General features: G+C 51.2%; 24 protein-coding genes. 16 read left to right on the top strand and 8 right to left on the bottom strand.

Features of this window, described 5'->3' with window-relative positions; translation table 11 throughout:
* Positions 1-591 precede the first annotated feature (591 nt).
* Complete coding sequence (locus tag M0644_RS04475; RefSeq protein ID WP_286626784.1) at positions 592-1,689, top strand: ArsA-related P-loop ATPase; 1,098 nt, start codon at positions 592-594, stop codon at positions 1,687-1,689.
* On the opposite strand, the gene hisD is transcribed toward M0644_RS04475, so the two are convergent.
* The 6 genes from hisD to M0644_RS04445 all read right to left on the bottom strand — a co-directional run bounded on the left by hisD (position 1,686) and on the right by M0644_RS04445 (position 6,603).
* Positions 1,686-2,981, bottom strand: a complete 1,296-nt coding sequence (hisD, locus tag M0644_RS04470; protein ID WP_286626783.1) for a histidinol dehydrogenase — start codon at positions 2,979-2,981, stop codon at positions 1,686-1,688. The two genes, M0644_RS04475 and hisD, sit on opposite strands and share 4 nt — an antisense overlap.
* Positions 2,982-3,122: 141 nt before the next feature.
* Positions 3,123-3,620 (bottom strand): DUF29 domain-containing protein, encoded by a 498-nt coding sequence (locus M0644_RS04465; protein WP_286626781.1) that lies wholly within the window; start codon positions 3,618-3,620, stop codon positions 3,123-3,125.
* Between the two features lie 30 nt (positions 3,621-3,650).
* A complete protein-coding gene (locus M0644_RS04460; RefSeq protein WP_149818546.1) occupies positions 3,651-4,127 on the bottom strand; it encodes a DUF29 domain-containing protein in 477 nt (158 codons plus the stop codon).
* Positions 4,111-5,199, bottom strand: a complete 1,089-nt coding sequence (ruvB, locus tag M0644_RS04455; RefSeq protein ID WP_286626779.1) for a Holliday junction branch migration DNA helicase RuvB — start codon at positions 5,197-5,199, stop codon at positions 4,111-4,113. Before ruvB ends, M0644_RS04460 begins: the two co-directional genes overlap by 17 nt.
* Before the next feature lie 21 nt (positions 5,200-5,220).
* On the bottom strand, positions 5,221-6,216 hold the full coding sequence (gene ilvC, locus M0644_RS04450; RefSeq protein ID WP_286626778.1) for a ketol-acid reductoisomerase: 996 nt from the start codon (positions 6,214-6,216) through the stop codon (positions 5,221-5,223).
* Between the two features lie 102 nt (positions 6,217-6,318).
* The gene (locus tag M0644_RS04445) at positions 6,319-6,603 is read right to left on the bottom strand and encodes an RNA-binding protein (protein ID WP_149818540.1); all 285 of its coding nucleotides are present in this window, start codon (positions 6,601-6,603) and stop codon (positions 6,319-6,321) included.
* A 234-nt stretch (positions 6,604-6,837) separates the two neighbouring features.
* Here M0644_RS04445 and mnmA point away from each other — a divergent pair, with 234 nt between their 5' ends.
* From mnmA to M0644_RS04405, 8 genes are all read left to right on the top strand, one after another.
* Positions 6,838-7,947, top strand: a complete 1,110-nt coding sequence (gene mnmA, locus M0644_RS04440; RefSeq protein WP_149818537.1) for a tRNA 2-thiouridine(34) synthase MnmA — start codon at positions 6,838-6,840, stop codon at positions 7,945-7,947.
* A 14-nt stretch (positions 7,948-7,961) separates the two neighbouring features.
* Entirely contained in the window at positions 7,962-8,192 is a 231-nt protein-coding gene (locus M0644_RS04435; RefSeq protein WP_149818535.1) for a DNA-directed RNA polymerase subunit omega, read from the top strand.
* Between the two features lie 5 nt (positions 8,193-8,197).
* On the top strand, positions 8,198-8,899 hold the full coding sequence (locus M0644_RS04430) for a hypothetical protein (protein WP_286626773.1): 702 nt from the start codon (positions 8,198-8,200) through the stop codon (positions 8,897-8,899).
* 3 nt (positions 8,900-8,902) lie between these two features.
* On the top strand, positions 8,903-11,494 hold the full coding sequence (locus M0644_RS04425; RefSeq protein WP_286626771.1) for a TIGR03960 family B12-binding radical SAM protein: 2,592 nt from the start codon (positions 8,903-8,905) through the stop codon (positions 11,492-11,494).
* A complete protein-coding gene (locus M0644_RS04420; RefSeq protein ID WP_286626769.1) occupies positions 11,491-12,186 on the top strand; it encodes an N-acetylmannosamine-6-phosphate 2-epimerase in 696 nt (231 codons plus the stop codon). Before M0644_RS04425 ends, M0644_RS04420 begins: the two co-directional genes overlap by 4 nt.
* 119 nt (positions 12,187-12,305) lie before the next feature.
* Complete coding sequence (locus tag M0644_RS04415; protein ID WP_149818527.1) at positions 12,306-12,941, top strand: peroxiredoxin; 636 nt, start codon at positions 12,306-12,308, stop codon at positions 12,939-12,941.
* A gap of 125 nt (positions 12,942-13,066) precedes the next feature.
* Complete coding sequence (locus tag M0644_RS04410; protein ID WP_190278220.1) at positions 13,067-13,762, top strand: DUF3153 domain-containing protein; 696 nt, start codon at positions 13,067-13,069, stop codon at positions 13,760-13,762.
* A 6-nt stretch (positions 13,763-13,768) separates the two neighbouring features.
* Positions 13,769-14,803, top strand: a complete 1,035-nt coding sequence (locus M0644_RS04405) for an AI-2E family transporter (RefSeq protein ID WP_286626766.1) — start codon at positions 13,769-13,771, stop codon at positions 14,801-14,803.
* Here the strand turns inward: M0644_RS04405 and M0644_RS04400 are convergent.
* Positions 14,800-15,435 (bottom strand): EcsC family protein, encoded by a 636-nt coding sequence (locus tag M0644_RS04400; protein WP_286626764.1) that lies wholly within the window; start codon positions 15,433-15,435, stop codon positions 14,800-14,802. The genes M0644_RS04405 and M0644_RS04400 overlap by 4 nt on opposite strands.
* A 132-nt stretch (positions 15,436-15,567) precedes the next feature.
* Here M0644_RS04400 and M0644_RS04395 point away from each other — a divergent pair, with 132 nt between their 5' ends.
* From M0644_RS04395 to M0644_RS04365, 7 genes are all read left to right on the top strand, one after another.
* Positions 15,568-16,227, top strand: a complete 660-nt coding sequence (locus tag M0644_RS04395; protein ID WP_399374240.1) for a transposase — start codon at positions 15,568-15,570, stop codon at positions 16,225-16,227.
* A gap of 217 nt (positions 16,228-16,444) precedes the next feature.
* Positions 16,445-17,977 (top strand): protein O-mannosyl-transferase family, encoded by a 1,533-nt coding sequence (locus M0644_RS04390; RefSeq protein ID WP_286626762.1) that lies wholly within the window; start codon positions 16,445-16,447, stop codon positions 17,975-17,977.
* Positions 17,978-18,052: 75 nt separating this feature from the next.
* The gene (locus tag M0644_RS04385; RefSeq protein WP_286626761.1) at positions 18,053-19,459 is read left to right on the top strand and encodes a UbiA family prenyltransferase; all 1,407 of its coding nucleotides are present in this window, start codon (positions 18,053-18,055) and stop codon (positions 19,457-19,459) included.
* On the top strand, positions 19,456-19,863 hold the full coding sequence (locus M0644_RS04380; RefSeq protein WP_286626756.1) for a GtrA family protein: 408 nt from the start codon (positions 19,456-19,458) through the stop codon (positions 19,861-19,863). The genes M0644_RS04385 and M0644_RS04380 overlap by 4 nt, the downstream gene beginning before the upstream one ends.
* The gene (locus M0644_RS04375; RefSeq protein ID WP_286626755.1) at positions 19,841-21,199 is read left to right on the top strand and encodes an FAD-binding oxidoreductase; all 1,359 of its coding nucleotides are present in this window, start codon (positions 19,841-19,843) and stop codon (positions 21,197-21,199) included. Before M0644_RS04380 ends, M0644_RS04375 begins: the two co-directional genes overlap by 23 nt.
* Positions 21,196-21,930, top strand: a complete 735-nt coding sequence (locus tag M0644_RS04370; RefSeq protein ID WP_286626754.1) for an SDR family oxidoreductase — start codon at positions 21,196-21,198, stop codon at positions 21,928-21,930. The genes M0644_RS04375 and M0644_RS04370 overlap by 4 nt, the downstream gene beginning before the upstream one ends.
* A 7-nt stretch (positions 21,931-21,937) precedes the next feature.
* Positions 21,938-22,714: an S-adenosyl-l-methionine hydroxide adenosyltransferase family protein gene (locus M0644_RS04365; protein WP_149818507.1), complete on the top strand. Its 777-nt coding sequence runs from the start codon at positions 21,938-21,940 to the stop codon at positions 22,712-22,714.
* Here the strand turns inward: M0644_RS04365 and M0644_RS04360 are convergent.
* Positions 22,706-23,956: a VWA domain-containing protein gene (locus M0644_RS04360; RefSeq protein ID WP_286626751.1), complete on the bottom strand. Its 1,251-nt coding sequence runs from the start codon at positions 23,954-23,956 to the stop codon at positions 22,706-22,708. The genes M0644_RS04365 and M0644_RS04360 overlap by 9 nt on opposite strands.
* Positions 23,957-23,962: the final 6 nt, after the last annotated feature.

The raw sequence follows: 23,962 nt of genomic DNA, 5'->3' as shown, positions 1-23,962 counted from the left end.
CCACAGGGGGGAAGTGGCTCAAAGTCGCTCTGCAAGCGGGTTTCCGAAAATTTTTCCACATTTCCACAGCCCCTACTACTACTATAAATATTATTTAAATAATTTAGTAGTAGTAGATCTCTAAGATCTAAAGAGAATAAGATTCTGACAGAGAAAAATAAAGATGTGATTTGGGGCATGTGGGGTTAGTCTGAAGCTGTCTTAGAGCTTGAGGAAATCTTGGTTGAGAGGGTTGTGACACTGGGAAACATTAGGAAGACAAGAACAAAACGAAGGGTTGAGATGGCTAGAGGATCAGAACTTCCAAGTGCTTGGGGAAAACTTTGGGGAACTTGGGGAAAACTCTGAAAAAGGATTTGAATTTAGGTTCAGAATGCTCTAATGAGGATCTGTTTGCGCCGCGAAAAATTTTTTTGGCCTGAGAAGGGTCTAGAAGCCCCTAGAAGGAGGGCGATCGCCCTAGTAAGTAGCTTTATCGTTGAGGGGATTTTGCTGCCCATAGAAGCGATTTTATGAGGGGTTGTCTAGAGAACCTTGGGATAGCCGTTTGCCGATAGGATAGTCCAAGCAACTATCGTCCTCAAACTTGCCATGACACGCATTGTTACTCTCTTAGGAGCAACCCCAGAACAACAAACAGCACTGGGTCTGGCTATTGCCCAGTGGTTTGCCGGGCGACAGCAGCGAACCTTGTTAGCAGTGCCGAGTCCAGCCACTTCCCTGCAATTTTTCATTGGCAGTCCAGATCAGGCGATTGGTTGGCAACCCAAGTTGCTGTCGGAGGGATTAGCGATCGCTGAGCTGCTGGCTACTGAAAGTCTCAACACCGCATGGCAAGAACTCAGCCGTTTGGTGGAACCCTATTTGCCCCAAGAGTTGGTGGGTAAGGTTTATGCAGGCGAATTGGTGATCTTGCCGGGGATGGATACTTTGCTCACCCTCAATGCCCTACGCATTCACTACAGCAGTGGTGAGTACGATGTGATTGTCTACGTGGGCGGGAATAGTCAAGATACACTGCGGCTGATTGGGTTGCCCCAAGGGTTGGCGTGGTACTATCGCCGCTTTCAACGTTTGCTAGATCAACTAGATCTCAACGCGATCGCCAATGCTATTGGGGGGCCGATCGCTAGTGCAATTATGGCAGCCAATATTGATACCCAAAAAGTGCGGGAGCGTTTCGGTGAGGCGAAGGAGTGGATCGATCGCGGTGTGCAGATTGCCGCGGACTCGCAACGGTTATCGGTGTTTCTGCTAACGGATGGCACAGTGATCTCAACGGCTCAAACCGAATGGTTATGGGGCAGTGCTCAACAGGTGAATATCCCCATTTCTGAGGTCTTTTGTATGGGGGAACCCACGCCAGAGGTCAGCCGCACGTTTGCACTGCTACGCATTTCGGCGCTCCCCAAAGACTGGAGCCACTGGCAAAGCCTTGTTTCCCATCTTCCAGACCTGAACCAGTTGGCGGCAGCACCAGCTCCCCATGAATTTGATGAGACGCAACAGCAGGTGCGCATTTTCCTGCCAGGATTTCGCAAAGAACAGGTGAAACTCAGCGAGTTTAGTGGGGAACTGACGGTGGAGGCTGGCGATCAGCGACGCCACATTGAACTGCCCCCTAGCTTGAAGGGCAAACCGGTTCGCGGGGGTAAATTTGAAGCCCCCTACCTGATTGTTAGTTTCTAAGGCTCAAGGCGCAGACGCACGGAGTCGCGGTGGGAAATCAGGCCTTCTGTTTCAGCGAGGGTCATGACCGCTCCCCCCTGTTTGCGTAAGGCAGCAGGGGTGTATTGAATAATGCTGGAGTGTTTGAGGAACGTTTCTACACCCAAGGCAGAAGCATAACGGGCGGCACCAGAGGTGGGCAGGGTGTGATTGGGACCCGCGAGATAGTCGCCAACCGCTTCAGGGGTGGAATAGCCGAGGAAAATCGCACCGGCATGGCGCACCTGCTCGACAAGGCTCCAAGGGTCTTCGACTTCCAATTCCAGATGTTCAGGGGCAAAGTGATTGGAGAGTTCTACCGCTTGTTCTAGGCTCTCGACAATGCCAATCAACCCGTAGTGGGCGATCGCCTTCTCGGTGAGGACACGGCGCCGATGCTCAGCCAATTGTTCATTAACAGCCGTGACAACTGCTTCCGCAAGGGGAAGACTCGGTGTGAGCAAAATGGCTGCCGCAAGGGGATCATGTTCCGCTTGAGCCAGTAGATCAGCAGCAATGTGAACGGGATTGGCTGTCTCATCGGCAATGATCAAGACCTCTGACGGCCCTGCTAGGGAGTCAATACCAACGCGGCCATAGACCTGTTTTTTGGCCAGCATCACATACAGGTTTCCCGGCCCAGTAATGACATCCACCCGAGGAATCGTTTCTGTGCCATAGGCAAGGGCGGCAATGGCTTGGGCGCCACCAACGCGATAAATCTCTTGAATTCCCGCTTCTTGGGCGGCAACGAGAACCGCAGGGTTAATGCCTTTGCCCTGACCGGGAGGGGTGACCATGACAATCCGCTGCACACCGGCCACCTGAGCGGGAATCGCATTCATTAACACCGTACTCGGATAGGCAGCCCGTCCCCCCGGCACATACAGTCCGGCAGCATCAACAGCAGTGTAGCGTTTGCCGAGGACAATGCCATCTTCACCAAATTGCACCCAACTTTTGGGCACGCGCTGGCGGTGGAAGGCTTCAATTTGTTGCTTGGCAAGGCGAATGGCATCGAGGAGTTCTTTGGACACCTGTTGGTAAGCGGCATCCAGTTCATCTCCTTTCACCCGTAATGTTTCGGGGGTGAGGTCAATGTGATCAAACTGGGCAGTGTACTCAATCAGGGCGCGATCGCCTTCCTTGGCCACACGGCGCAAAATTGCCTCAACGGTAGCCTGTTGTTCGCTCATCTCCCCGCTATCGGTGCGATCGCAAATGCGGCGTAGTTCAGCGCGTAGGTCTGTTAACTGGGTGATGATCCGCAACATGGTCGTTCACGTAGGCGAGGCAGAGAGTCGGGGAAAGGTTAAAAAACCTTAATCAACCCTATCAATAGCTTACAGCGATTTTCCAATTACAGGGGCGGGCTAAGGCTGGCCAACAACGAGTGCTTAGGGCAAGATCGCGATTCACGAGACTGAGCCTTCGCAGTTCGCATCAGATTGCCAAGGCAGCCAGTTCTGATCGAGAGCTTGTTCAAGGCTAAATTCGGGGGCTTCAGGAATCAAATGAGGATTTACCCCACTAGCGCTGAGAAAGAGTTTTCTCCCATTGCAATATTGTTTGATGAAAATCTCCTGTACAAAGGATGTCAAGCTAGGGCTGGCTTCGAGTATTTCCTGAATGTGCAGTCTAAAATTCATCACTTCTCGTTGCCAACCCCGCAGGCAGTATTCCCGTTCCGTGTCCCAGTATTTAATTTTGAGGAGGTGCTCACAGAGTCGCATTAAATAGCTCGCGATCGCCTGTTTTTCGCTTCGACCCAAGCTCTCAATCTCCTCAATTAAATTTTCCACATCTAAGTTGTCGAAGTCCCCTGCCTTGAGTTGGGCAACGGTCTCCTTAAGCCAAAGGTAATAGTCTGCGGTGTAGAGGGATGCAGGCTTAGTTTTAATGGGAGAGGTCATACCAGAATACTTCTCGAAGGCCAGTGGATTCTATGAATTGAGGTCAGATTGCCAAGGCAGCCACTCCTCGTCTAGAGCTTCCTCCATTGTGAAGTCGGGGACTTCCGGAATCACGTCAGGGGATAACCCAATCACCTTCAGCATATTTTTCCTTGCCTTTTGATAGGAATCTAGGAAAGATGCCTTTGCAAATGGCTGAAGACTGGGGCTATCCTGCAAAATTAGTGCAATTTCTAAACGGAAATGACTAATCTCCAACAGCCAACCCCTATAGCAGTATTGTCGCTCAGTTTCCCAGTATTTGAGCTTGAGAAGATGCTCACAAAGACGCAGTAGATAGCTGAATAGGGCGCGTTTTTCGCTTCGACCCAAGCTCTCAATCTCCTCAATTAAATTTTCCACATCTAAGTTGTCGAAGTCCCCTGCCTTGAGTTGGGCAACGGTCTCCTTAAGCCAAAGGTAATAGTCGGTCTCATAGAGGAGTTGGGTCTTAAGACAAGGGGTCATGGGGACGAGATAACAACGGCAACTGGTTCTCTGGTGGAGTATAGCCTAGGTGTTGCCAAGCGCGGGGAGTGGCAACGCGGCCTCGGGGGGTTCGTTGCAGATAGCCCATCTGGAGCAGGTAGGGTTCATAGACCTCTTCAATGGTTTGCACATCCTCACCAGTGGCTGCAGCAAGGGTTTCAATGCCCACAGGCCCGCCTTGATAGGACTCAATCATCAGACTGAGGAGCCGGCGATCGCTCCAATCCAAGCCTGCTGGATCCACATTGAACAGTTCAAGGGCAGCGGTAGCCACCTCTAGGCTAATCGTGCCATCGTGTTTCACAGCGGCATAATCCCGTACCCGCTTCAGGAGCCGCAGGGCAATGCGGGGGGTACCCCGACTGCGGCGGCCAATTTCTAGAGCGGCTTCAGGAGTAATGGGAGTTTGTAAGAGGGCTGCCCCCCGCTGAACGATCTGCTGGAGTTCTTCGGGATGATAAAAGCGCAAGCGCTCCACTAAACCAAAGCGATCGCGCAAGGGCGAGGTCAACGCACCGGCACGGGTGGTTGCTCCCACAAGGGTAAAGCGATTGAGTTTCAGTCGTCGCGTGCGTGCCGTTTGCTGTTTGCCCACGGTGAGATCAAGGTAAAAATCCTCCATGGCGGGATAGAGGAGTTCCTCGGTCATGCGGGAGAGGCGGTGAATCTCATCAATAAAGAGAATATCCCCCGCTTGCAGGTTCACCAAGAGACCCACAATGTCGCGGGGGCGTTCCAAAGCTGGGGCACTGGTCACTTTGCAGTTGACCCCCATTTCTGCCGCTAAGATCAAGGCAATGGTGGTTTTCCCTAAGCCCGGCGGGCCATAGAGCAGCAGGTGATCAAGGGGTTCTTGGCGTGCCTTGGCTGCCTCGATCGCAATGTGCAGCACATCTTTTAGTTCCTGCTGGCCAATGTAGTCCTGCAAAGAGCGGGGACGTAGGGACTCTTCAGCCGGCGCGTGCTGTTCCTCTGGGGTGAGTTGATTGGAGAGCAGTGAAGGGGGGCGCGATCGCTCCGGCGGTGAATTTTGCGATGAAATAATCGCCATTGGTGCCCCCTAGGGCAAAGCTTAAGCCCGTTTTAACCAGCTAAACATGGAACGCAGTTCTTGACCCACCTGTTCAATGGGGTGTTCTGCCTCCCGTCGCCGCATTGCAGTAAAGCCCGGTTTACCCGCCATATTTTCCAGCACAAACTCACGGGCAAATTGACCCGTTTGAATTTCGTGGAGAATTTTGCGCATTTCCGCGCGGGTCTCCTCGGTAATAATCCGTGGGCCACGGGTGAGGTCGCCGTATTCTGCGGTGTTGGAGATGCTGTCCCGCATTTTGGCAAGCCCCCCTTCCACAATCAAATCCACAATCAGCTTCACTTCATGGAGACACTCAAAGTAGGCCAGCTCTGGCTGATAACCGGCCTGCACCAACGTTTCAAAGCCAGCCTTAATCAGGGCGCTGAGGCCACCACAGAGCACCACTTGCTCACCAAACAGATCGGTTTCTGTTTCTTCGCGGAAGGTGGTTTCCAGAATGCCGGCACGGGTGCCTCCAATCCCCTTGGCGTAAGCCATGGCTAAATCGCGGGCTTGACCACTGGCATTTTGATAGACCGCAAACAGGCAGGGTACCCCTTCCCCTTGGGCATAGGTGCGGCGCACGAGGTGACCGGGGCCTTTGGGCGCCACCATCACCACATCCACATTGCCGGGGGGCACAATTTGGCCAAAGTGAATGTTAAAGCCGTGGGCAAAGGAAAGAACATTCCCCGCTTGCAGGTGGGGGGCAATCTCCTGCTCATAAACAACCCGCTGAACTTCATCGGGCAGAAGAATCATAATCCAGTCGGCCAGTTTCGCGGCTTCCGCCACGGAGTGCACCGCTAGACCATCGGCACGGGCACGCTCTGCAGAACGACTGCCGGCATAGAGACCCACCACAACATTGAGACCGCTATCCCGCAAGTTGAGGGCATGGGCGTGGCCTTGGGAGCCATAGCCAATAATGGCGATCGTTTTGTCCTTGAGGAGTTCTAATTGGGCATCTGCGTCGTAATACATGCGCGCCATAGTGATGATGTTCCTTTCCAATTGCATTCAGCAGGTCGTTATTATTTCTCTACCACATTGGCAGAGCCGATATAGCACCTCCTAGAGGGCTAGTTGCGGGAGTTAGCGATTACGGGAATAACGATTGTTGCCACCACCCATGGCTTCACGGGGGCGTGCCTTGTTGACCTTGAGTTGCCGTCCCATCCACTCGGCACCGTCGAGATCAGCGATCGCCGCCTCTTCTTCAGCATCCGTGGACATTTCCACAAAACCAAAGCCCCGCTTACGGCCTGTTTCCCGATCCACCGGTAAGTAGACTTGTTTGACGGAACCGTACTCGGCAAAAACGGCCTCTAGGTCTTCTTGGGTGGCCGTGTAGGAAAGGTTGCCGACATAAATAGACATAATCTGATCTGCTCCAAAGCAAAAATTGAACCATGTGTTGACGCTGACTTCGGAGAGACGACTGTCACGTAACCAACCTTCCCTAAAACCGAACTCAAGAATCGCTCTACTTAAAAAACTCAAGCGGCGATTACTCGCCAACCTTGTCTCCCGATTATAGCCGATTGCGATGGCCTGCGCTGCGAAAGTAGGGATGCTACCCTAAAAGAGGTAGATTTTTTGTGAATCTTAACAATGTCCGATTTACCGGCGGTTGTTGTTGGCCTTTCCGGCGGTGTTGATAGTTCCGTGGCCATTGCTAGCCTCAAAGCTCAAGGGTACCCCGTTGTTGGTCTGACGCTGTGGCTGATGAAGGGTAAGGGGCAGTGCTGCTCTGAGGGGCTAGTGGATGCGGCGCGTCTTTGTGAGGAGCTGGGAGTCCCTCACCATATTGTGGATAGCCGCGAAATTTTCGAGAAATATATTGTGAACTATCTAGTCAGTGGCTACGCCAGTGGGGTGACACCGCTGCCCTGTTCCCAATGCAACCGTTTGGTGAAGTTTGGGCCGATGCTCGCCTATAGCCGTGAGCAACTGGGGATTGACTACATTGCTACCGGGCATTATGCCCAAGTGAAATACAATCCCACGAGCGATCGCTATGAACTGTGGCGGGCGGTGGATCGTCATAAGGATCAAAGCTACTTTCTCTATGACTTGCCCCAAGAGATTCTGGCCCATGTGCTGTTTCCTCTTGGTCAGCAAACCAAGGCGCAGACCCGTGCCCTCGCGGCGCAGTATGGCCTGCACACCGCCAGTAAACCGGAAAGCCAAGATCTCTGCCTGATTGAAGCCCATGGCTCCATGCGCCAATTCTTGGATCAGTATCTGCCCAGTCAGCAAGGGGAAATTGTCGATGTCCATGGCCGGGTGCTGGGGTACCATCAGGGGATTCACCACTATACGATTGGCCAGCGCAAAGGCTTGGGAATTGCGGCACCTGAACCGCTTTATGTGGTGGCCTTGGATCGGGAACACAATCGCGTCATTGTCGGCGATCGTGCCACCGCCGGCCGTCGTGAGTGTACAGTGGCCCGGGTGAACTGGGTCTCGATTCCCCCTCCCACAGAACCGATCACAGCCACGGTACAAATTCGCTATCGTACTCCTCCGGTGCCGGTAACCATCATTCCCGCTGCCAACGCTGAGCAGGTACAATTGGAGTTTGCTGAACCGCAATTTGGGGTAACGCCGGGGCAAGCGGCGGTTTGGTATGCGGGCGATCGCCTGCTGGGGGGCGGCATTATCCAGCCCTTTGTGACACCGACACCACAACCCCTACAAGCAATGGCCACCCACGTTTAAGGAAAAGACTGACCATGCAAAAGCGCCTTCATTACTCAGCCTTGGAAATTAACCGCCGAGCGGAAGAATTAATCAAGCACTCCGCCAATCGCTATCGGATTACGGTGCAAATTGCCAACCGGGCGAAACAGCGGCGGGGGCTAGAGGCCAGTGAAGATCTCGATGATCTGCCCCTGAAGCCGGTGACCCGTGCCATTATCGAAATGTCCGATGAAATTGCTCAACCGGAGTTACTGGCAGATTAGGCGCCATGGGAAGACGACGGGGCTGGACGTTTTTGGGCTGGGTGACGGGGGGGTGCTTGCTGGCACTTTTGTGGTTGCCCCTGAGCAGTACTTGGAGTGTGGGGCGATCGCAACCTGACCCCAACCTACCCGATGCCACTGCCCAAATTCTGATTAACCCGCGGCTGGTGGCAGAAACCCTCTATCCCAAATTGCCCGCTTTACCGAAGGAAAACCACTATATCCGCCAAGAAAATCGTCAGCCCGCGCCGGAGAGTACCCTCCTAGAGCGATTCATTGTCTATCACACCACGGTCAAAGGGCGATCGCCCCTCTACCGTTTTGACTGGAAAATTTCCCTTGCTGACTATTTGGGGCTGAATGACTTCCTGCGGGGAGAAACCTATCCGGGACGTTCTTACCTGACAGTCAACCCCATGGAAGGGGATATTGCTGCTATTCGCCAACTCAATCGCCAACAACGGGATGCCTTGGTGAGCACACTGGCCACCTTCTACGCCCAGCAAGCGGGGTTACCCACGACTACGCCCCAGCGTCCCCAACCCCAAACAACACTGCCAGAACCGACATCGAGACCTCCCACCGTTTTGCCCCCCGTTCCCCAACCTGGCAGTGCTGGACTTTTGGCGCCCCCCGAACCCCCCCCCCGATGCCCACTGGGGAATCCCGTTTTTTACTGCCCTAGATGTTTGCAATTGGGTTCATGAGTCATGGTTGTTCCGATTACTGAGTTGCTCACCCCAGAGATTCTCAAACCTGCTCGCTATTTGGGCAATGAGCGAGGAGCGGTTCATAAGCCATGGCAGGCCGCAACGGTGCGCTGGGTGCTCAGCTATCCGGAAATCTATGAGGTGGGCGCCTCGAACTTAGGACACATTATTCTCTACAACATTCTCAATGCCGTCCCCGATCAACTGTGCGATCGCGCCTACTTACCCGCAGCGGATTTAGCCGCCAAATTGCGAGTGACCCAAACTCCCCTTTTTGCTGTGGAATCGCGCCGTGCCCTGCGGGAGTTTGACCTCATTGGCTTTAGCCTCAGTTATGAGTTGGGTGCCACGAACATTCTGGAAATGCTCGACTTGGCTGGCTTACCCCTGACTTGGCGAGAACGCCAACAGGCACCCCTAGAAGAGATTCCCCTTATCTTTGCCGGTGGACAGACAGCGACATCAAACCCTGAACCCTACGCTGACTTCTTTGACTTTTTTGCCCTTGGGGATGGCGAGGAACTCTTGCCCGAAATTGGCCTCGTGGTGGCAGAAGGCAAACGAGCCGGCTTGAGTCGGCAGGACTTGCTATTGGATTTGGCACAGGTGCCGGGGGTCTATGTGCCGCAATTTTACGATCGCCAAGGGGATGGCGCTGTTAAACCCAATCGCCCCGATGTGCCTGAGCGCATTTTGCGGCGAGTAGCTACCCCGATGCCCCACTATGCCATTGGCTTGGTGCCCTATGTAGAAACCGTTCACGATCGCTTGACGGTGGAAATTCGCCGGGGCTGTACGCGCGGCTGTCGCTTTTGCCAACCGGGGATGCTCACCCGCCCTGCCCGCGATGTTGCCCCCGATGAGGTGATTGCTGCCATTGAAACGGGGATGCGCGCCACGGGCTACAACGAGTTTTCGCTACTGTCGTTAAGTTGCTCCGACTACTTGGCTTTGCCCGCCGTGGGTGTGGAAATTAAAAACCGCCTGCAAAACGAGAACATCTCCCTCTCACTCCCCAGCCAGCGGGTGGATCGCTTTGATGAAAACATTGCCCATATTGTGGGGGGCACGCGCCAAGGGGGACTGACCTTTGCCCCGGAAGCGGGAACACAGCGGCTACGGGACATTATTAACAAAGGTCTGACCAATGAGGAACTGCTGCGGGGGGTCAAAACTGCCTACGAACAGGGCTGGGATAAGGTCAAGCTCTACTTTATGATTGGCCTGCCGGGGGAAACCGATGCCGATGTGTTAGGCATTGCTGAAACGATCCGTTGGCTGAAGCGAGAATGCTGGATCAAGGGACGCAAACCCCTGAGCTTTAACCTGACCATTTCCAACTTTACCCCCAAGCCCCATACGCCCTTCCAGTGGCACGCGGTCTCCACCAGTGAGTTTCTACGCAAACAGGAGCTACTGAAGGCGGAATTCCGCACGATCAAGGGGCTAAAGGCCAACTTTACCGATGTGCGCATCTCAGCAATGGAAGACTTTGTCGGTCGGGGCGATCGCCAACTGGGGCCAGTGATCCGCCGCGCGTGGGAATTGGGGGCACGGGAAGATTCTTGGTGGGAAAGCCTCGATCGCGCCTATGCCGCTTGGACGCAAGCCATTCAAGAAGCTGGCCTGGACTGGAAATACCGTCAACTGGAAGCGGGTGAGTGGAATGTCTTTAGTGGTGGCAGCCACAACCTCGATGCTCCCCTGCCTTGGGATCACATTGATACGGGCATTAGTAAAACATGGCTGAAGGAAGACTTGCACCGTGCCCTAGAAGCGGTGGTCGTTCCCGATTGTTCCTTTGAGGGCTGCTCCCATTGTGGCGTCTGTGGCATTGACTTTGGCCATAACGTGGTCGTGCCGCCCCCCCCGATTCCGCCCATTCAAGGTCAGCCCCAAGCCCCCCAAGAACGGGTGCAACGTCTGCGCCTCACCTTTGGGAAAACTGGGGAAATGACGCTTCTCAGCCATTTAGATCTACTGCGCCTCTTTGAGCGAGCAGTACGCCGTGCCCATCTACCCATTGCCTTTACGGGGGGATTTCATCCTTCACCCCGCATCTCCACCGCCAGCGCCTTGCCCCTTGGGGTGACCAGTTATGGCGAAATTGTTGATCTGGAATTTTATCGCGAGGTGGATCCGCCAACGGTGCTGGAGCAATTGCGGCAACAACTGCCGGCGGAGGTGCCCCTTTACACCTGGGAAGTGGTGCCCTTAAGTGAACCGGCAGCGAGTCAAGCCCTGCGGGCAGCTACTTATGAACTGCTCATCCGTACCCCTGAACCCGTGGAGCGGGGCACTTGGCAACAGTGGTTAGAGGATTTGCGAGCCACCCCTGAAATTCTCTATGAGCTAACCACCAAGTCAGGGAAAACCCAAGTGGTGAATTTGCGCGATCGCCTGCTGGAGATCCGCCTCAAGGAGCACCAAGACCACTGGCCAATGGTGAGCCTGATCTACACGGGGGTCTGTCGCAACGATGGCACGTTCCTGCGGCCAGAGCATTGTCTTTATTTACTAGAGAAGGTCAGTGGTCACGCCTTAGAACTGGGGGCGATCGCCCGCCAGAAATTGCATTTAGAGACACCATGAACCTAGCAACGCAAATTCGCGGCGGTCTGATTGTCTCCTGCCAAGCACCGCCCGATTCTCCCCTAGCCGTCCCAGAGATTATTGCAGCCATGGCAAAAACCGCTGTTTTACGGGGGGCAGTGGCCGTGCGCATCAATACCCCAGCCCATATTCAGGCGGTGCGCCAAGCGGTAAAGGTGCCCATTATTGGCCTCTGGAAACAGGTGTTGCCCGAGTACCCCGTGTATATTACGCCTCGCTTTGCCGATGCAGTGGCCGTTGCTGCTGCCGGTGCCGATGTGATTGCCCTCGATGCCACAGCGCGATCGCGCCCTGAACCCCTACAGGACTTGATTCAGCGAATTCACGATGAACTGGGCAAGCCCGTCATGGCCGACATTGACTCCCTTGCAAGTGCTGAAGCGGCGGTTGCTGCCGGTGCTGATTGGGTGGGCACGACCCTCTTTGGTTACACCGAAACCACGGCGCATACCCCACCCCCCAGTTGGGCGCTCCTGAGTCAGCTTGTTGAGCACCTCAATGTCCCTATTCTCTGTGAAGGGGGGATTGCCAGTTCCACAATGGCTGCAAAAGCCTTGAATTTGGGTGCTTGGGCAGTGGTCGTGGGCACGGATATTACGGGTATTGACCTCAAGGTGCAGCAGTATGTCCAGACCCTAAAGGCAACGACGATTGAAAATTCTCAACCCTAAATCCTATCCAATTCTATCGGTTTGTATATTTTCCTCTATATTCCGACCGATAAACGAGAGTTTGTGGCAAGATAGAATCCGTAGCTAAAGATACATCGTTAGCCTAGGAGCCACCATCTATGAGCCTAAAACTTGGGGATGTCGTACCCAACTTTACCCAAGCCTCTTCCATGGGGGAAATCAACTTCTATGAGTGGGCAGGGGATAGCTGGGTTGTATTGTTTTCCCACCCAGCGGATTACACCCCCGTTTGTACGACAGAACTGGGCGAAGTGGCGCGGTTACGCTCAGAATTTGAGAAGCGCAATGTCAAAACCTTGGCCTTGAGTGTAGATAGTGTGGAGTCCCACCTCGGCTGGATCAAAGACATTGAAGAAGTCAACAACGTCAAGGTGGATTACCCGATTTTGGCAGACGAAGATAAAAAAGTCTCCAACCTCTACGACATGATCCACCCCAACTCCCTCAACAACCTGACGGTGCGCACAGTCTTTATCATTGACCCCCAAAAACGCCTGCGCTTGACCTTGACCTATCCCGCGAGCACGGGGCGTAACTTTGCTGAGATTCTGCGGGTGATTGATTCGCTGCAACTGACGGACAACTACAGTGTGGCCACCCCCGTCAACTGGCAAGAGGGTCAAGAGTGCGTGATTGTGCCTTCCCTCAGCGATGAAGAGGCGAAGCAGAAGTTTCCCAAGGGCTTCAATGCTGTTAAGCCCTATCTGCGGTTGACACCTCAACCCAACAAATAGCCTAGATTAGCCTAGACAAGTTATGGCGACACCCTGAGCTGTTCGGGGTGTTTTTTTGTGCCTTGGCAGCATCCCAAGATAGGATAATCTTGCACAGCAAAACCAAGGAAAGGAATAGAGGCGGAATGCAGCGCTGGATACTTTGGCTCTTGATACCCCTTGTGGTCTGTTTGAGTGGATGCGTCCAAGCAGATATGGTCATCCAGCATCAGGGACAAACTGGGGGGAGCCTAACCTACACGCTGACGCTGCCCCAACCCGATCTCCCTTTTACAGAACAGGTGATTCAGCAGGCGCGCCGCTTGGGGGGAGTGGTCAAGGAACGCGATAAAACCCATCTTCAGCTGACGATTCCCTTTGACACCAGCCAGCAATTGGCCACTGTCCTCAACCGCATCGGTGGTGTGCCCTATCTTCCCCAAGTCACTGCTGAGGCGGAGATTTTTGACCAGAACTGGTTGCTCTTTGTACGGGAGCGCTTTCGCTATGACATTGATCTGCGCCCCTTGGGCATTGAGTCCCGTGATCAAGCTGTTTTGGTGGCACCGCAGTCGCTCCTGAAGTTTCAACTTGCCCTAGAAACCCCTTGGGGGGCACGCCCGATTGAGCGTCCAGCCACTACTGCTGATACCGTGGTCAATCCTCATGTTCAGCAAAGGGGCGATCGCCTGACTTGGACATTGATGCCCGGTTATCTGAATCACCTAGAGGCAGCCTATTGGTATCCGAGTCCCTTGGGTTGGGGCACACTGGCGATCGTGGGCTTGCTGGTGCTGGGCAATTGGTTACGCACTCGCCTGCCTAGGAGTCATTCAACCTAGAGTCCCATGAGATGGTCTGGCCCGCCGCAGAGTTGGCAACGGTATCTTGCCTATTTAATAGCGGGACCTTTGATTGTCCTCAATCTCTGGGTGGCGGAGCAGGTTTACCTTTACTTTGAATATCCGATTAATCTCCTTGTCATTGCCGCCATCTTGGCTTTTTTGCTCAATCAAGTGGTGATTCGCCTCTGTGCTCGTGGTTTGCGGCGGCGGAATGCGATCGCCCTTGTGTTACTGATTACTCTTTTAGTGGTCAGTGTCTTGATGCTGTTGCTGCTCCCCCTTGCTATTCAACAGGCGGAAGAACTCCTGAATCAACTGCCAGAGTTGGCGGATACCAGCAATCAAAATTTGCGCCATCTGGATCAACTACTGCGCCGCTACCGCTTTCCCGTGGGGGTGAATGACTTGATGGAAGAGCTGACGATCCAGCTCAAAGGGATTGCCGCCATGTTACCCGGTGTGGCGATTACAACCCTAACTAAATTTGTTGATGTGCTCCTCGTGCTAATCCTAACGGTGTATATGCTCTTTTATGGCAGTGAAATTTGGCGCGGAATCATGAAACTGGTACCCAAGCCTTGGCGACAGATGGTGGATTACTCGCTGCGGCTGAATATTCGCAGTTTTTTCTCAGCACAGCTTTTTCTGGGGTTGTTTATGTTTCTTGCCCTGATTCCCTTTATGATCGCCTTCAAGGTCAATTTTGGCTTTCTCTTTGCCCTGATCATTGGTATTGCCCAGCTCATCCCTGTGGTGGGGGCGACCTTGGGCATTGGTTTAGTGACACTGCTCATCCTCTTTCAGAATGCGTGGCTGGCTTTGAATATTTTCGTGATTGCTGTGGTCTTGCAACAAATTAAGGATAACGTGCTTACCCCAAAGTTACTGGGGGACTTGATGGGCCTGAATCCCCTCTGGCAGTTTATTGCTCTGCTCATTGGCGGACGGGTGGCAGGTTTTTTGGGAATTTTGCTGGCCATTCCCCTAGCCGCAACGCTGAAAACCGTCCTAGAGTCTGAGCCTGTCGAAGACACCTAACTAGGCGATCGAAACGTTTTGATCACCGTACACACCCCATGACCGCAAATGTTCATCATGACGGCATTCGTCGCCCCGCCAATCACGCCACTCACAAGGGGAACGGCCTGCGCAGGTAGGGTGAGACTTTTGCTCGAGGCTTTGCCAAAAATCTGCCGCAAAAGGGGAGGCGGCAGCTGCCTGAAGACTGCCATCAGCACTTGGGATAAATTTTTTTGCGCCGCCCGCCGGCCAAAGGTCTTGAAGATTTGCCGACAAAATTGGGTACCGAAGTGGTTTGCAAGTTCAGCGGCAGTAAACCCCAAGGCAGTGGGAATCAGCATCATCAGCACATTTTTGTTTTCGGGATCTAAGCCATAGATGATGAACAGCGCCGCTGCCAGCTTGATTTGGGCATAGTAAAAGTAGGCAATTTCGAGGGGCATGCCAGCCCAGCCCATGACGCCAGTGGCGACTCCAGAACCCACTGACCAGAGGGTGGCTTCATAAATTGCGTGGTTGGCCATGCGATCGCGATCGCCACCCCAGTGGGGATCACGAAGAAACTCGTATCCCCATTCTCGACCATCCTGAATAGCAAGAAGCATGAGGTTGAGCAGCCAATCGGGTATAGACGCTGACGCTGTGGCCATAGGCTTAAGAAATAATTGTCAACTTAAGGGATGGCGTTGGCACAGAAGTGTTGAAAGATAGTTTGAGAGGCTAGAAAAAAGGGAAGAAATGTCATATTCTTCCCTTAAAAGAAGAAAAACAGTCAACTTACTATGGCATCTTTTGCAACTCTTGTCAAGTCCATTCTCAATCGGCTCAGCCCCTGTGACTACCCCGTGCTGAACTCTCAATTGTTCTTCAAAATCTGGTTGACCTACGTTCTCGACCAAGGGTTAACCAGTATGAGAGCCTTATTTTATCGCTTGAATCATGCAGGGATTACAAATGCTGTTGTAATCATGGATAGAGGGTTTGCGAGCTGGCAATTTTTAGAGCGACTGAGTGAGAGGAAGTGCTCATTTGTTGTACGTATCAAGAATAACATGAGAATAAAGCTCAATCATGAGAGATATCGCGTGGTTCAATTTTTTGACGAGAATCAAAGGGAGTTTCGTATAGCGACAAATCTAAAGGAGCTGAGTGATGAGGAAGTGAGTGAGTTATATCGGCATCGGTGGGCGATTGAGAACCTATGGAAATTTCTGAAGATGCATTTATCATTAGACAAGTTGATTACGAAGAGTTTGAACGGGGTGATAAATCAGATTTATATGGTTTTAATTGCCTATTTAATTTTAGAGCTGGTGGAGATAACTGAATACTTTGGGAAGAAGCTATTAGACAAATTGCGATATTTGCAACTGGAACTCAGTCGTCGCTGCTCGATAGTGCATTGGAGCTTTGATTGGCAGCCAGAGCTACTGGTCACTTAAAATGTTAAGTTTTGTTGCAGGATTCAACACTTCTGACCAAGTTCCTGTAGTATGTTTGTGACTGAGGTCTCCTCACGAAGGATCACAGAATTCTTGGGAAAAGTAGTGCTAATCACAGGCTTTTGTGTTTTGTGTTAAGATGTTAAAATATACACGGATTTTGTATGGTCACAGTAGTTTTCAGTAACAATTCTGATATTTTAATTATTCTGAGGATATGCGCCGCTCTATCAATTCAACCTCATATAATAGCTTAATTACTCCTTCAATTACCTTTTTAGTTGGTTTAATAATTTATACACTAACACTTGCGCCTACAATATCATGGGGTGATAGTGCCGATCTTGCTCTCAGAATGCTTAGTACACAAGATACAACTTTCATAGGTAGTCATCGAGAGTATAAGTTATTCCTTTCAATAGGCCAATTTTTCCAAGCAATTCCTTTTGGTGATGTCGGTGCTAGGGCTAATTTTGTTTCGGCTTTCTTTGGTGCAGTAACCGTAGCCTTGGTAACATGGATAGTACAAGTAATTACCCTTAATAGAACTGCCTCTGTTCTTGCAGGTACTAGCCTCATTGTATCTCACAGTTTTTGGCTGCTGTCAGTCATTGCTGAAGTTTATACTTTTAGTACTACATTAGCTTTTGCAACTCTTGGCAGCATAGTCTATTGGAGTCGCTACAATGCACACCACTCGAAATACTTTTTGTTACTCTCCTATGGTTTAGCAGGATTTAGTTTACTTCATCTGCCAACTGGCTTAATTCTTCTAGTAGCTATCGTTTCCTTAACATTCATTCGATGGAGGCAGACTAATCTAGCTAATTTTGCTATTTGTCTAGCTATCTTCTTTCTAGTTTCTCATACATACTGGAACAATGTTTTCTTGGAATTACTTTCAGGTCAAAGTATTTTCAAGGCACTTGGATTGGTCATGACTCAAAATTCATTTTATGAAGTTTCGCCTTTACGTGAATTTTTTAAATTTTTTGCTTATCTGGCATATAATTACTTTGGTCTCTCTATTTTAATTGGCTCAGTTGGAGTCGTTGCTTCTATTTGGTTTCGTGTGTTTGAGGCATTACCTATTATCATTTGGGGCGGAACATTCATATATGCAGGGTCGATAAGTTCTATTCCTGATAAATTCAATGTTTATATTCATGTCTATCCAGCATTTTCGGTTTTTGTTGGTTTGGGGATTGCCTATCTTACACATCTATATCCTTTCTTTCGTAGGAATATTATTTTACTGTTTTTAGCAATTGCATTAATTCCCCCAATCACATATTTTTCCGCAGTTAAATTTAGTGAAATTACGAAAATAGATATAGTTGGAGCAAGAGTAGCACCATTGCGAGATAATAATTGGTACTTCTTATGGCCACCTAAAAATGGAGACTACTCACCTAGACTATTTGCTGAAACGGCTTTAAGTAATGTATCCAAAGATGGTATTTTGATAGCAGATTATACACTGTGGAGACCTTTACTATTTATTCAGACCATTGATAAGTATAGGACAGATGTTCGATTAATTTTTGTAGAAAGACTGTTTTCGGAGGGAGTTGTAAATTGGATTGATCGCAATATTGATGATAATCAGATATTTATTGCAGCAATTGAACCACCTGCTTATTATCAGTTAGATGAAGTGATCAAAAAATATCAACTTGAGCAAAAAGGAATTATTTATCAAATTATTCCAAAATTAAACTCATCTAGCTCACTGAGTAATCACCCATGACCTTAAATCGCTGTGACAATAGAGTTCTATCTATCCCATTTTTTACTTCCGCCTTTCTATTTCTGGCATGAATAGATGATTTACCTTGCAGTTGATTTAGATAAAACACTACTGAAAACAGATGTTCTGCTGGAATTAATCTGGTCGTCTTTTAGTCAGTCTCTAATTCAATTATTCAAAACAAGAAGTTTTAATCGCGCCCAGATCAAAAGAAAATTAGCCACTCTCTCTAAAATAGAGGTTACATCACTACCCTATAATTCAGAAGTTATTCAGTATATCCAAGCTTGGAAAGCAAGGGGGGGTAAGGTTGCTCTCGTCACTGCCACTGATCAACTCATTGCTGATAAGATTGCTGCCCATTTAGGGCTTTTTGACGAGGTTTATGGGTCTGATGGCCAGCTTAATTTGAAGGGAGAGCATAAGGCAAGGTTCATTATAGAGCGTTTTGGTGAGAAAAACTTTATCTACATGGGGGACTCTGAGGCTGATTTGCCTGTGTGGGCAGTTGCGGCCAAAGCAATGACGGTCAATGCGTCTCCTCGGCTACGCAAAAAAGTCGAGCAAATTAATCCCAATGTGGAACATCTCGGCAGCGCAAAACGAAGTATTAAGCCCTACCTGAAAGAAATCCGCCCCCATCAGTGGGTGAAAAATAGTTTGGTCTTTGTGCCTATGCTCGCGGCACATCAATTTGATTTACCAACCTTTTGGATTTCGCTGTTGGCAGTGGTTGCCTTTAATTTCACGGCTTCTAGTGTCTATGTCTTAAATGATCTTTTGGATTTGCAGGCCGATCGCGCCCATCCCCGCAAGCGTCATCGTCCCTTTGCCGCTGGGGATCTTCCCCTCTGTCATGGCATCTGGATGATTTTGGTGCTTTTAGGACTGGGAATGGCGATCGCCACCACTATTAGTTGGTCATTTCTGGGCATTCTGCTGGCCTATTATGGTCTCACAACTGCCTACTCCTTTTACCTAAAGCGACGGATTATTATTGACATTTGCACGCTGGCTGGTCTTTACACCATTCGCATCTTTGCGGGTGCGGTTGCCACAAAAATTTCCCTCAGTGTCTGGCTTTTGGCCTTCTCCATCTTTTTCTTCTTTTGCCTAGCAACAGTCAAGCGGCAAGCAGAACTGGTGGATCATCGTCACCGCAAACAACTCAAGACCAGTGGTCGGAGCTATCATATTGACGATTTGCCGATTATTAGCATGATGGCCATTGGGGCGGGTTATGTCTCAATTTTGGTGCTGGCACTCTATATCAACTCTCCCCAAGTGCAGCTTCTTTACACAAGACCACAGGTGCTCTGGGGTATTTGCTGTGTGCTGCTATATTGGATTACCCGCACCATCCTGCTGACCCATCGCGGGTTGATGCACTATGATCCAATTGTTTATGCAATTAAAGATCGCCAAAGTCAAATTTGTTTCTTGATCTGCCTAGTTCTCTTTATTCTTGGTGGGATTCTATGAGTTTGCAAACTCTGATTATTCGCTATACAGTTTTTGCGGTTATTGCCACCTTTATGAATTTATTTTTTCAAAGGGTGATATTACTCATTGATAATAGTTTCCCTTATTTTATAACCGCAGTGGCAGTGGGTACCCTCGTGGGTTTGGTAGTGAAATACTATCTGGATAAGCGCTGGATTTTTTTTGATCATAAAAAGGGTGTGCATCACTATAGCCGTCAATTTAGTCTGTATGCTTCGATGGGGATTTTCACAACGGCCATCTTTTGGGGATTTGAAACTGTATTTTGGTTGATTTGGCACAGCCATTTCATGCGCGAAATTGGCGCCATTATTGGTCTAGCCATTGGCTATGTTGTCAAGTATCACTTAGATAAACGATATGTCTTTTCCCATCACCCATAGGAGCTATCTACAACCGCTCTGCGGCTGGGGGCGGTATCCTGTGCAGACCTGTCATGTCTATTGCCCGCGCTCAGAATCCGAAATTCTCCAGCTTCTCAAGAGGGATTTGCCGCTCATTGCCCGAGGAAATGGCCGTGCCTACGGCGATAGCGCCCTCAATGGCGAAGCAACGCTGCAAATGCGCCACTTCAATCGCCTATTGGGGTTTAATCCGCACACGGGTCAATTGATTGCTGAGGCGGGGGTGCTGCTGGCGGAGATTCTCGAGATTTTTGTGCCTCGCGGTTGGTTTCCCTTGATTACCCCCGGTACAAAGTTTGTCACTGTGGGGGGCATGATTGCGGCTGATGTTCATGGCAAGAATCACCACAAAGAGGGCAGTTTTGTTCAGAGTTTGGACTGGCTGGATCTCCTCACCAGTGAGGGGCAAATTTATCGCTGCTCCCCTTCCGAAAATCAGGATTTGTTTTACTGGACGGTGGGGGGAATGGGCTTGACGGGGGTGATCCTCAGAGCCGCCTTTCGCTTGCGCCCCATTGAAACCGCGTGGATTCGCCAAACGACCCGCATCGCCAAGCATTTAGACGAGGTCATTGATCTCTTTGAGGCGGCTCAGGACGTGACCTACTCCGTGGCTTGGATTGATTGTCTGGCGACTGGTTCGCAGTTAGGACGGTCTGTGCTCATACTGGGCGAACATGCCACACGGGAGGAGTTGCCAGCCAAATATCGCCAAAGGCCACTGCGGACTCCGCAACGACGCAAACTCTCGATTCCCGTGGATTTTCCCAATGGTGCCTTGAATCCCTTGACGGTTCGCGCTTTTAATCAACTGTATTTTCTCAATCAGCAACGGCAAGCCAGCCAGTCCTTCGTGGATTGGGATCGCTTCTTCTATCCCCTTGATAGCTTATTGGGATGGAATCGCATCTATGGGCGGCGCGGTTTTGTCCAGTTCCAATGTGTCTTGCCCCTGAGCACTGCCCGTGAAGGTTTATCGGCGTTACTGCATTGCACGTCAGCCGCAGGAGCGGGATCCTTTCTGGCGGTCTTGAAGAAGTTGGGGGATCAACAGGGTTATTTTTCATTTCCCATGGCGGGTTATACCTTGGCCTTGGACTTTCCGATGTCGCAACGCACCCTCAAGGTTTTGGATCAACTGGAGGAGATCACCCTACACTATGGGGGTCGCTTTTACCTTGCCAAGGATAGCCATTTGACGCCGATGCGCCTGCGCCAGTCCGATGCTCGGGTAGAAACGTTTGTCAAGGTCAGGGATGCCCAACAGTGGACGGTGAATTTTGCTTCGGAACAGTCAAAGAGGTTACATCTATGAGGGCGCCTGTGCTGATTTTGGGGGCAACTTCCGATATGGGGCGGGCGATCGCCCAGCGGTTTGCAGCTCAGGGCTATCCGATTCAATTGGCGGCACGACAGGTGAGTCGCCTAGAGCCAGATAAAGCAGATCTGGAAATACGCTACGGCGTGGCCGTCAGTGTCCATGAATTTGATGTTTTAGCGGTGGAGACCCATGCAAGTTTTATCCAGCAACTCCCGGAGCAACCCGCGATCGTGATCTGCGTTGTTGGCTTTATGCCAGACCAAAAGGCATGTGAGCAAGATTTATCCCTTACCCTTGAAGTGATGCGCACCAATTATGAGGGGCCAGTCGTTATTTTGAGTCTCTTTGCCAATATGTTTGAGCAGCGGGGGTTTGGGACGTTAGTGGGGATTTCCTCTGTGGCCGGGGAACGGGGGCGGGCAAAGAATTACTGCTATGGCTCTGCCAAGGCGGGGTTTACAGCCTTTTTGTCGGGGTTGCGGCAGCGCTTGGCCAAATCGGGGGTTCGGGTCTTAACGGTTTTGCCGGGCTACGTGAGGACACGGATGACCGAAGGCATGAGGTTGCCCCCCCTACTCACTGCTCAGCCGCAGGAAGTGGCCAATGCGATCTTCACAGCCATAGAAAAAAAGAAAGATGTGATCTATGTGCGACCCATCTGGCGCTGGATCATGGTGATCATTCGTTGGATTCCTGAACCCTTGTTTAAGCGACTGTCTCTGTGAACTGCCTATGGCTCGCTGCATTACCCTGCTGACGGATTTTGGCCATCAGGATGTTTATGTGGGGGTGATGAAGGGGGTGATTTTAAGTATTGATCCCCAAGCCCAAGTGATTGATCTGTGCCATGAAATTCCACCGCAGGATTGTCGCACGGCCAGTTTTCAACTGCTGCAAGCGGTGCCCTATTTTCCCCCGCAAACGGTGCATGTCGTGGTGGTGGATCCGGGGGTGGGAACCCGTCGGCGGGCGATCGCCCTTGATCTGGGGGTTGGCTATTGTGTGGGACCCGATAATGGGGTCTTTAGTCTAGTGGGCGATCGCTATCCCCCGCGGCGAGTGGTTGAACTCACCCAGCCGCAGTTTTGGCGTACCCCCAACCCCAGTGCTACCTTCCATGGGCGGGATATTTTTGCCCCCGTGGCCGCCCATTTAGGCGCAGGAACAGATTTCGCGCGCCTTGGCTCTGCCATTGAGCCAGACAGTTTGGTGCGCTTGCCCCACCTCACCTATGAAATCACCCCCCAAGGCATCCAAGGTTGGATTCAAGCGATTGATCACTTTGGCAATGTGATCACCACACTCCCTGCGGCGCTTTTAGCCAAGGGCTACCACCACATTCAGATTCAGGGGCAGCAGATTCCCCTCGTCCACACCTATGGTGATGTTCCACCTCAACATCTGATGGCATTAGTAGGCAGTCATGGGTTTATTGAGTTAGCCGTTAATGGCGGCAGTGCCCAAAGGGTGTTGGGTTGCCGCAATGGCGATGCCCTGTGGCTAATTTGAGGGGGGATTGCTCAGGACAGTTTTTGAAGCAATGCGCGTGCGCTTAAGGGCTGATTCACTGAGGGTGGATTGTTGCTGTAGCTCTTGAGCCGAGGCCTCAAGGACTTTTGCGGCTTCCGTATCCCCCAGTTGGAGAGCAGTTTTGGCCGCACTCTGAAGAAAGGTGGCAGCGCCAGCGGTGTCTCCCGATTGCAGTTTCGTTTCCGCCAGTTTCGTTTTGCGGTATTTTTCGAGGGTGAGAATGCTCTGCTGCACCTCTGGATCCACTTGGGGGATGTGCTCTGGTTCTGCTGTGAGCGTCAGGGGAATCCTCTCGGAGAAAAGGCCAGTGGCTTGCTGCACGGGGTCATCGTAGCGGACTTGGACAAAACCAATGAGGTGAGAGCCTGGGGGCAAGGGTTGGGTACTCAGGGTGATCAGGAGTGTGCGTTTGACGGTAGCGGAAACATCGCCAATCCGAATCACATACTCGTGGGGGGTGGGGCTGTCGTAGGTGAGTTCAATCGTATCGGGAGCCACTTGGTTGACTGGTTTGAAGTTCCCTAGTTGTGCCGCCTCACTCAGGGTCAATAGGACATGGGCATTGGTGTAGTCCACGCTGCTAATGTGGCTAAAGAGCGCTTGAAAACAGGGGATCGCCTGCTCAGCATACTCAATAAACATCAGCCGCCCGCCGCCTGCATCGGCAATTTGCTCGAGGACATCCTGATTCCAGTGAACGCCAAACCCTAAGGTATTAAACGTAATGTTGTACTCTGCTGCCAGCTTGGCCAGTTCAAGGCAGCGTTGGTTATCGCCGTGCTCATTTTCGCCATCGGTGAGCAAAAAGGCTTGGGAGATGGTTCCCTGTTTGCCTTTGGCCAACTCTGTCAGGGCCAGTTTCATCCCCAGATCAATGGCAGTGCCACCACTTGGCTCAAGGGTTGCAATTTGCTCCTTGATTGCGGTTTTATCCTGCACAAATTGATTGGGCACTAACACCTGAGCTTTGTGATCAAAGGCCACGATACTCAGGCGATCGCTCGGCTGTAATCGATCCACTAATGACTGAGCCGCTCGCTTGACCATTGCCAAAGGTTGCCATGCCATTGAGCCACTGTGATCCAAAATCAGGCAGAGATTGAGAGGAGCGCGCTGCTGTTGTTGTCGCTGTGCCGCTAACGTTAGTTCCAGTTGGCGCTGTGCCCCCTGTCCGGCACTGACAATGGGATCGCTGAGTTTGGCAATAAGTTCAACCGTCATTGGCAA

The organism is Thermosynechococcus sp. B1 (assembly GCF_030322985.1).
In the GTDB taxonomy this organism is placed as follows: domain Bacteria; phylum Cyanobacteriota; class Cyanobacteriia; order Thermosynechococcales; family Thermosynechococcaceae; genus Thermosynechococcus.
This window is presented reverse-complemented; position numbering and strand designations above follow the sequence as displayed.

Coding starts and splice junctions, on each gene's coding strand:
- M0644_RS04465 (WP_286626781.1), bottom strand. CDS start 3,620: ATGACCTCTCCCATTAAAACTAAGCCTGCATCCCTCTACACCGCAGAC.
- M0644_RS04435 (WP_149818535.1), top strand. CDS start 7,962: ATGCAAAAGCGCCTTCATTACTCAGCCTTGGAAATTAACCGCCGAGCG.
- ruvB (WP_286626779.1), bottom strand. CDS start 5,199: ATGGCGATTATTTCATCGCAAAATTCACCGCCGGAGCGATCGCGCCCC.
- M0644_RS04395 (WP_399374240.1), top strand. CDS start 15,568: ATGGCATCTTTTGCAACTCTTGTCAAGTCCATTCTCAATCGGCTCAGC.
- M0644_RS04430 (WP_286626773.1), top strand. CDS start 8,198: ATGGGAAGACGACGGGGCTGGACGTTTTTGGGCTGGGTGACGGGGGGG.
- M0644_RS04460 (WP_149818546.1), bottom strand. CDS start 4,127: ATGACCCCTTGTCTTAAGACCCAACTCCTCTATGAGACCGACTATTAC.
- M0644_RS04415 (WP_149818527.1), top strand. CDS start 12,306: ATGAGCCTAAAACTTGGGGATGTCGTACCCAACTTTACCCAAGCCTCT.
- M0644_RS04380 (WP_286626756.1), top strand. CDS start 19,456: ATGAGTTTGCAAACTCTGATTATTCGCTATACAGTTTTTGCGGTTATT.
- M0644_RS04370 (WP_286626754.1), top strand. CDS start 21,196: ATGAGGGCGCCTGTGCTGATTTTGGGGGCAACTTCCGATATGGGGCGG.
- M0644_RS04445 (WP_149818540.1), bottom strand. CDS start 6,603: ATGTCTATTTATGTCGGCAACCTTTCCTACACGGCCACCCAAGAAGAC.
- M0644_RS04475 (WP_286626784.1), top strand. CDS start 592: ATGACACGCATTGTTACTCTCTTAGGAGCAACCCCAGAACAACAAACA.
- hisD (WP_286626783.1), bottom strand. CDS start 2,981: ATGTTGCGGATCATCACCCAGTTAACAGACCTACGCGCTGAACTACGC.
- M0644_RS04405 (WP_286626766.1), top strand. CDS start 13,769: ATGAGATGGTCTGGCCCGCCGCAGAGTTGGCAACGGTATCTTGCCTAT.
- ilvC (WP_286626778.1), bottom strand. CDS start 6,216: ATGGCGCGCATGTATTACGACGCAGATGCCCAATTAGAACTCCTCAAG.
- M0644_RS04375 (WP_286626755.1), top strand. CDS start 19,841: ATGTCTTTTCCCATCACCCATAGGAGCTATCTACAACCGCTCTGCGGC.
- M0644_RS04410 (WP_190278220.1), top strand. CDS start 13,067: ATGCAGCGCTGGATACTTTGGCTCTTGATACCCCTTGTGGTCTGTTTG.
- M0644_RS04390 (WP_286626762.1), top strand. CDS start 16,445: ATGCGCCGCTCTATCAATTCAACCTCATATAATAGCTTAATTACTCCT.
- M0644_RS04385 (WP_286626761.1), top strand. CDS start 18,053: ATGATTTACCTTGCAGTTGATTTAGATAAAACACTACTGAAAACAGAT.
- M0644_RS04360 (WP_286626751.1), bottom strand. CDS start 23,956: ATGACGGTTGAACTTATTGCCAAACTCAGCGATCCCATTGTCAGTGCC.
- M0644_RS04365 (WP_149818507.1), top strand. CDS start 21,938: ATGGCTCGCTGCATTACCCTGCTGACGGATTTTGGCCATCAGGATGTT.
- M0644_RS04425 (WP_286626771.1), top strand. CDS start 8,903: ATGGTTGTTCCGATTACTGAGTTGCTCACCCCAGAGATTCTCAAACCT.
- M0644_RS04400 (WP_286626764.1), bottom strand. CDS start 15,435: ATGGCCACAGCGTCAGCGTCTATACCCGATTGGCTGCTCAACCTCATG.
- M0644_RS04420 (WP_286626769.1), top strand. CDS start 11,491: ATGAACCTAGCAACGCAAATTCGCGGCGGTCTGATTGTCTCCTGCCAA.
- mnmA (WP_149818537.1), top strand. CDS start 6,838: ATGTCCGATTTACCGGCGGTTGTTGTTGGCCTTTCCGGCGGTGTTGAT.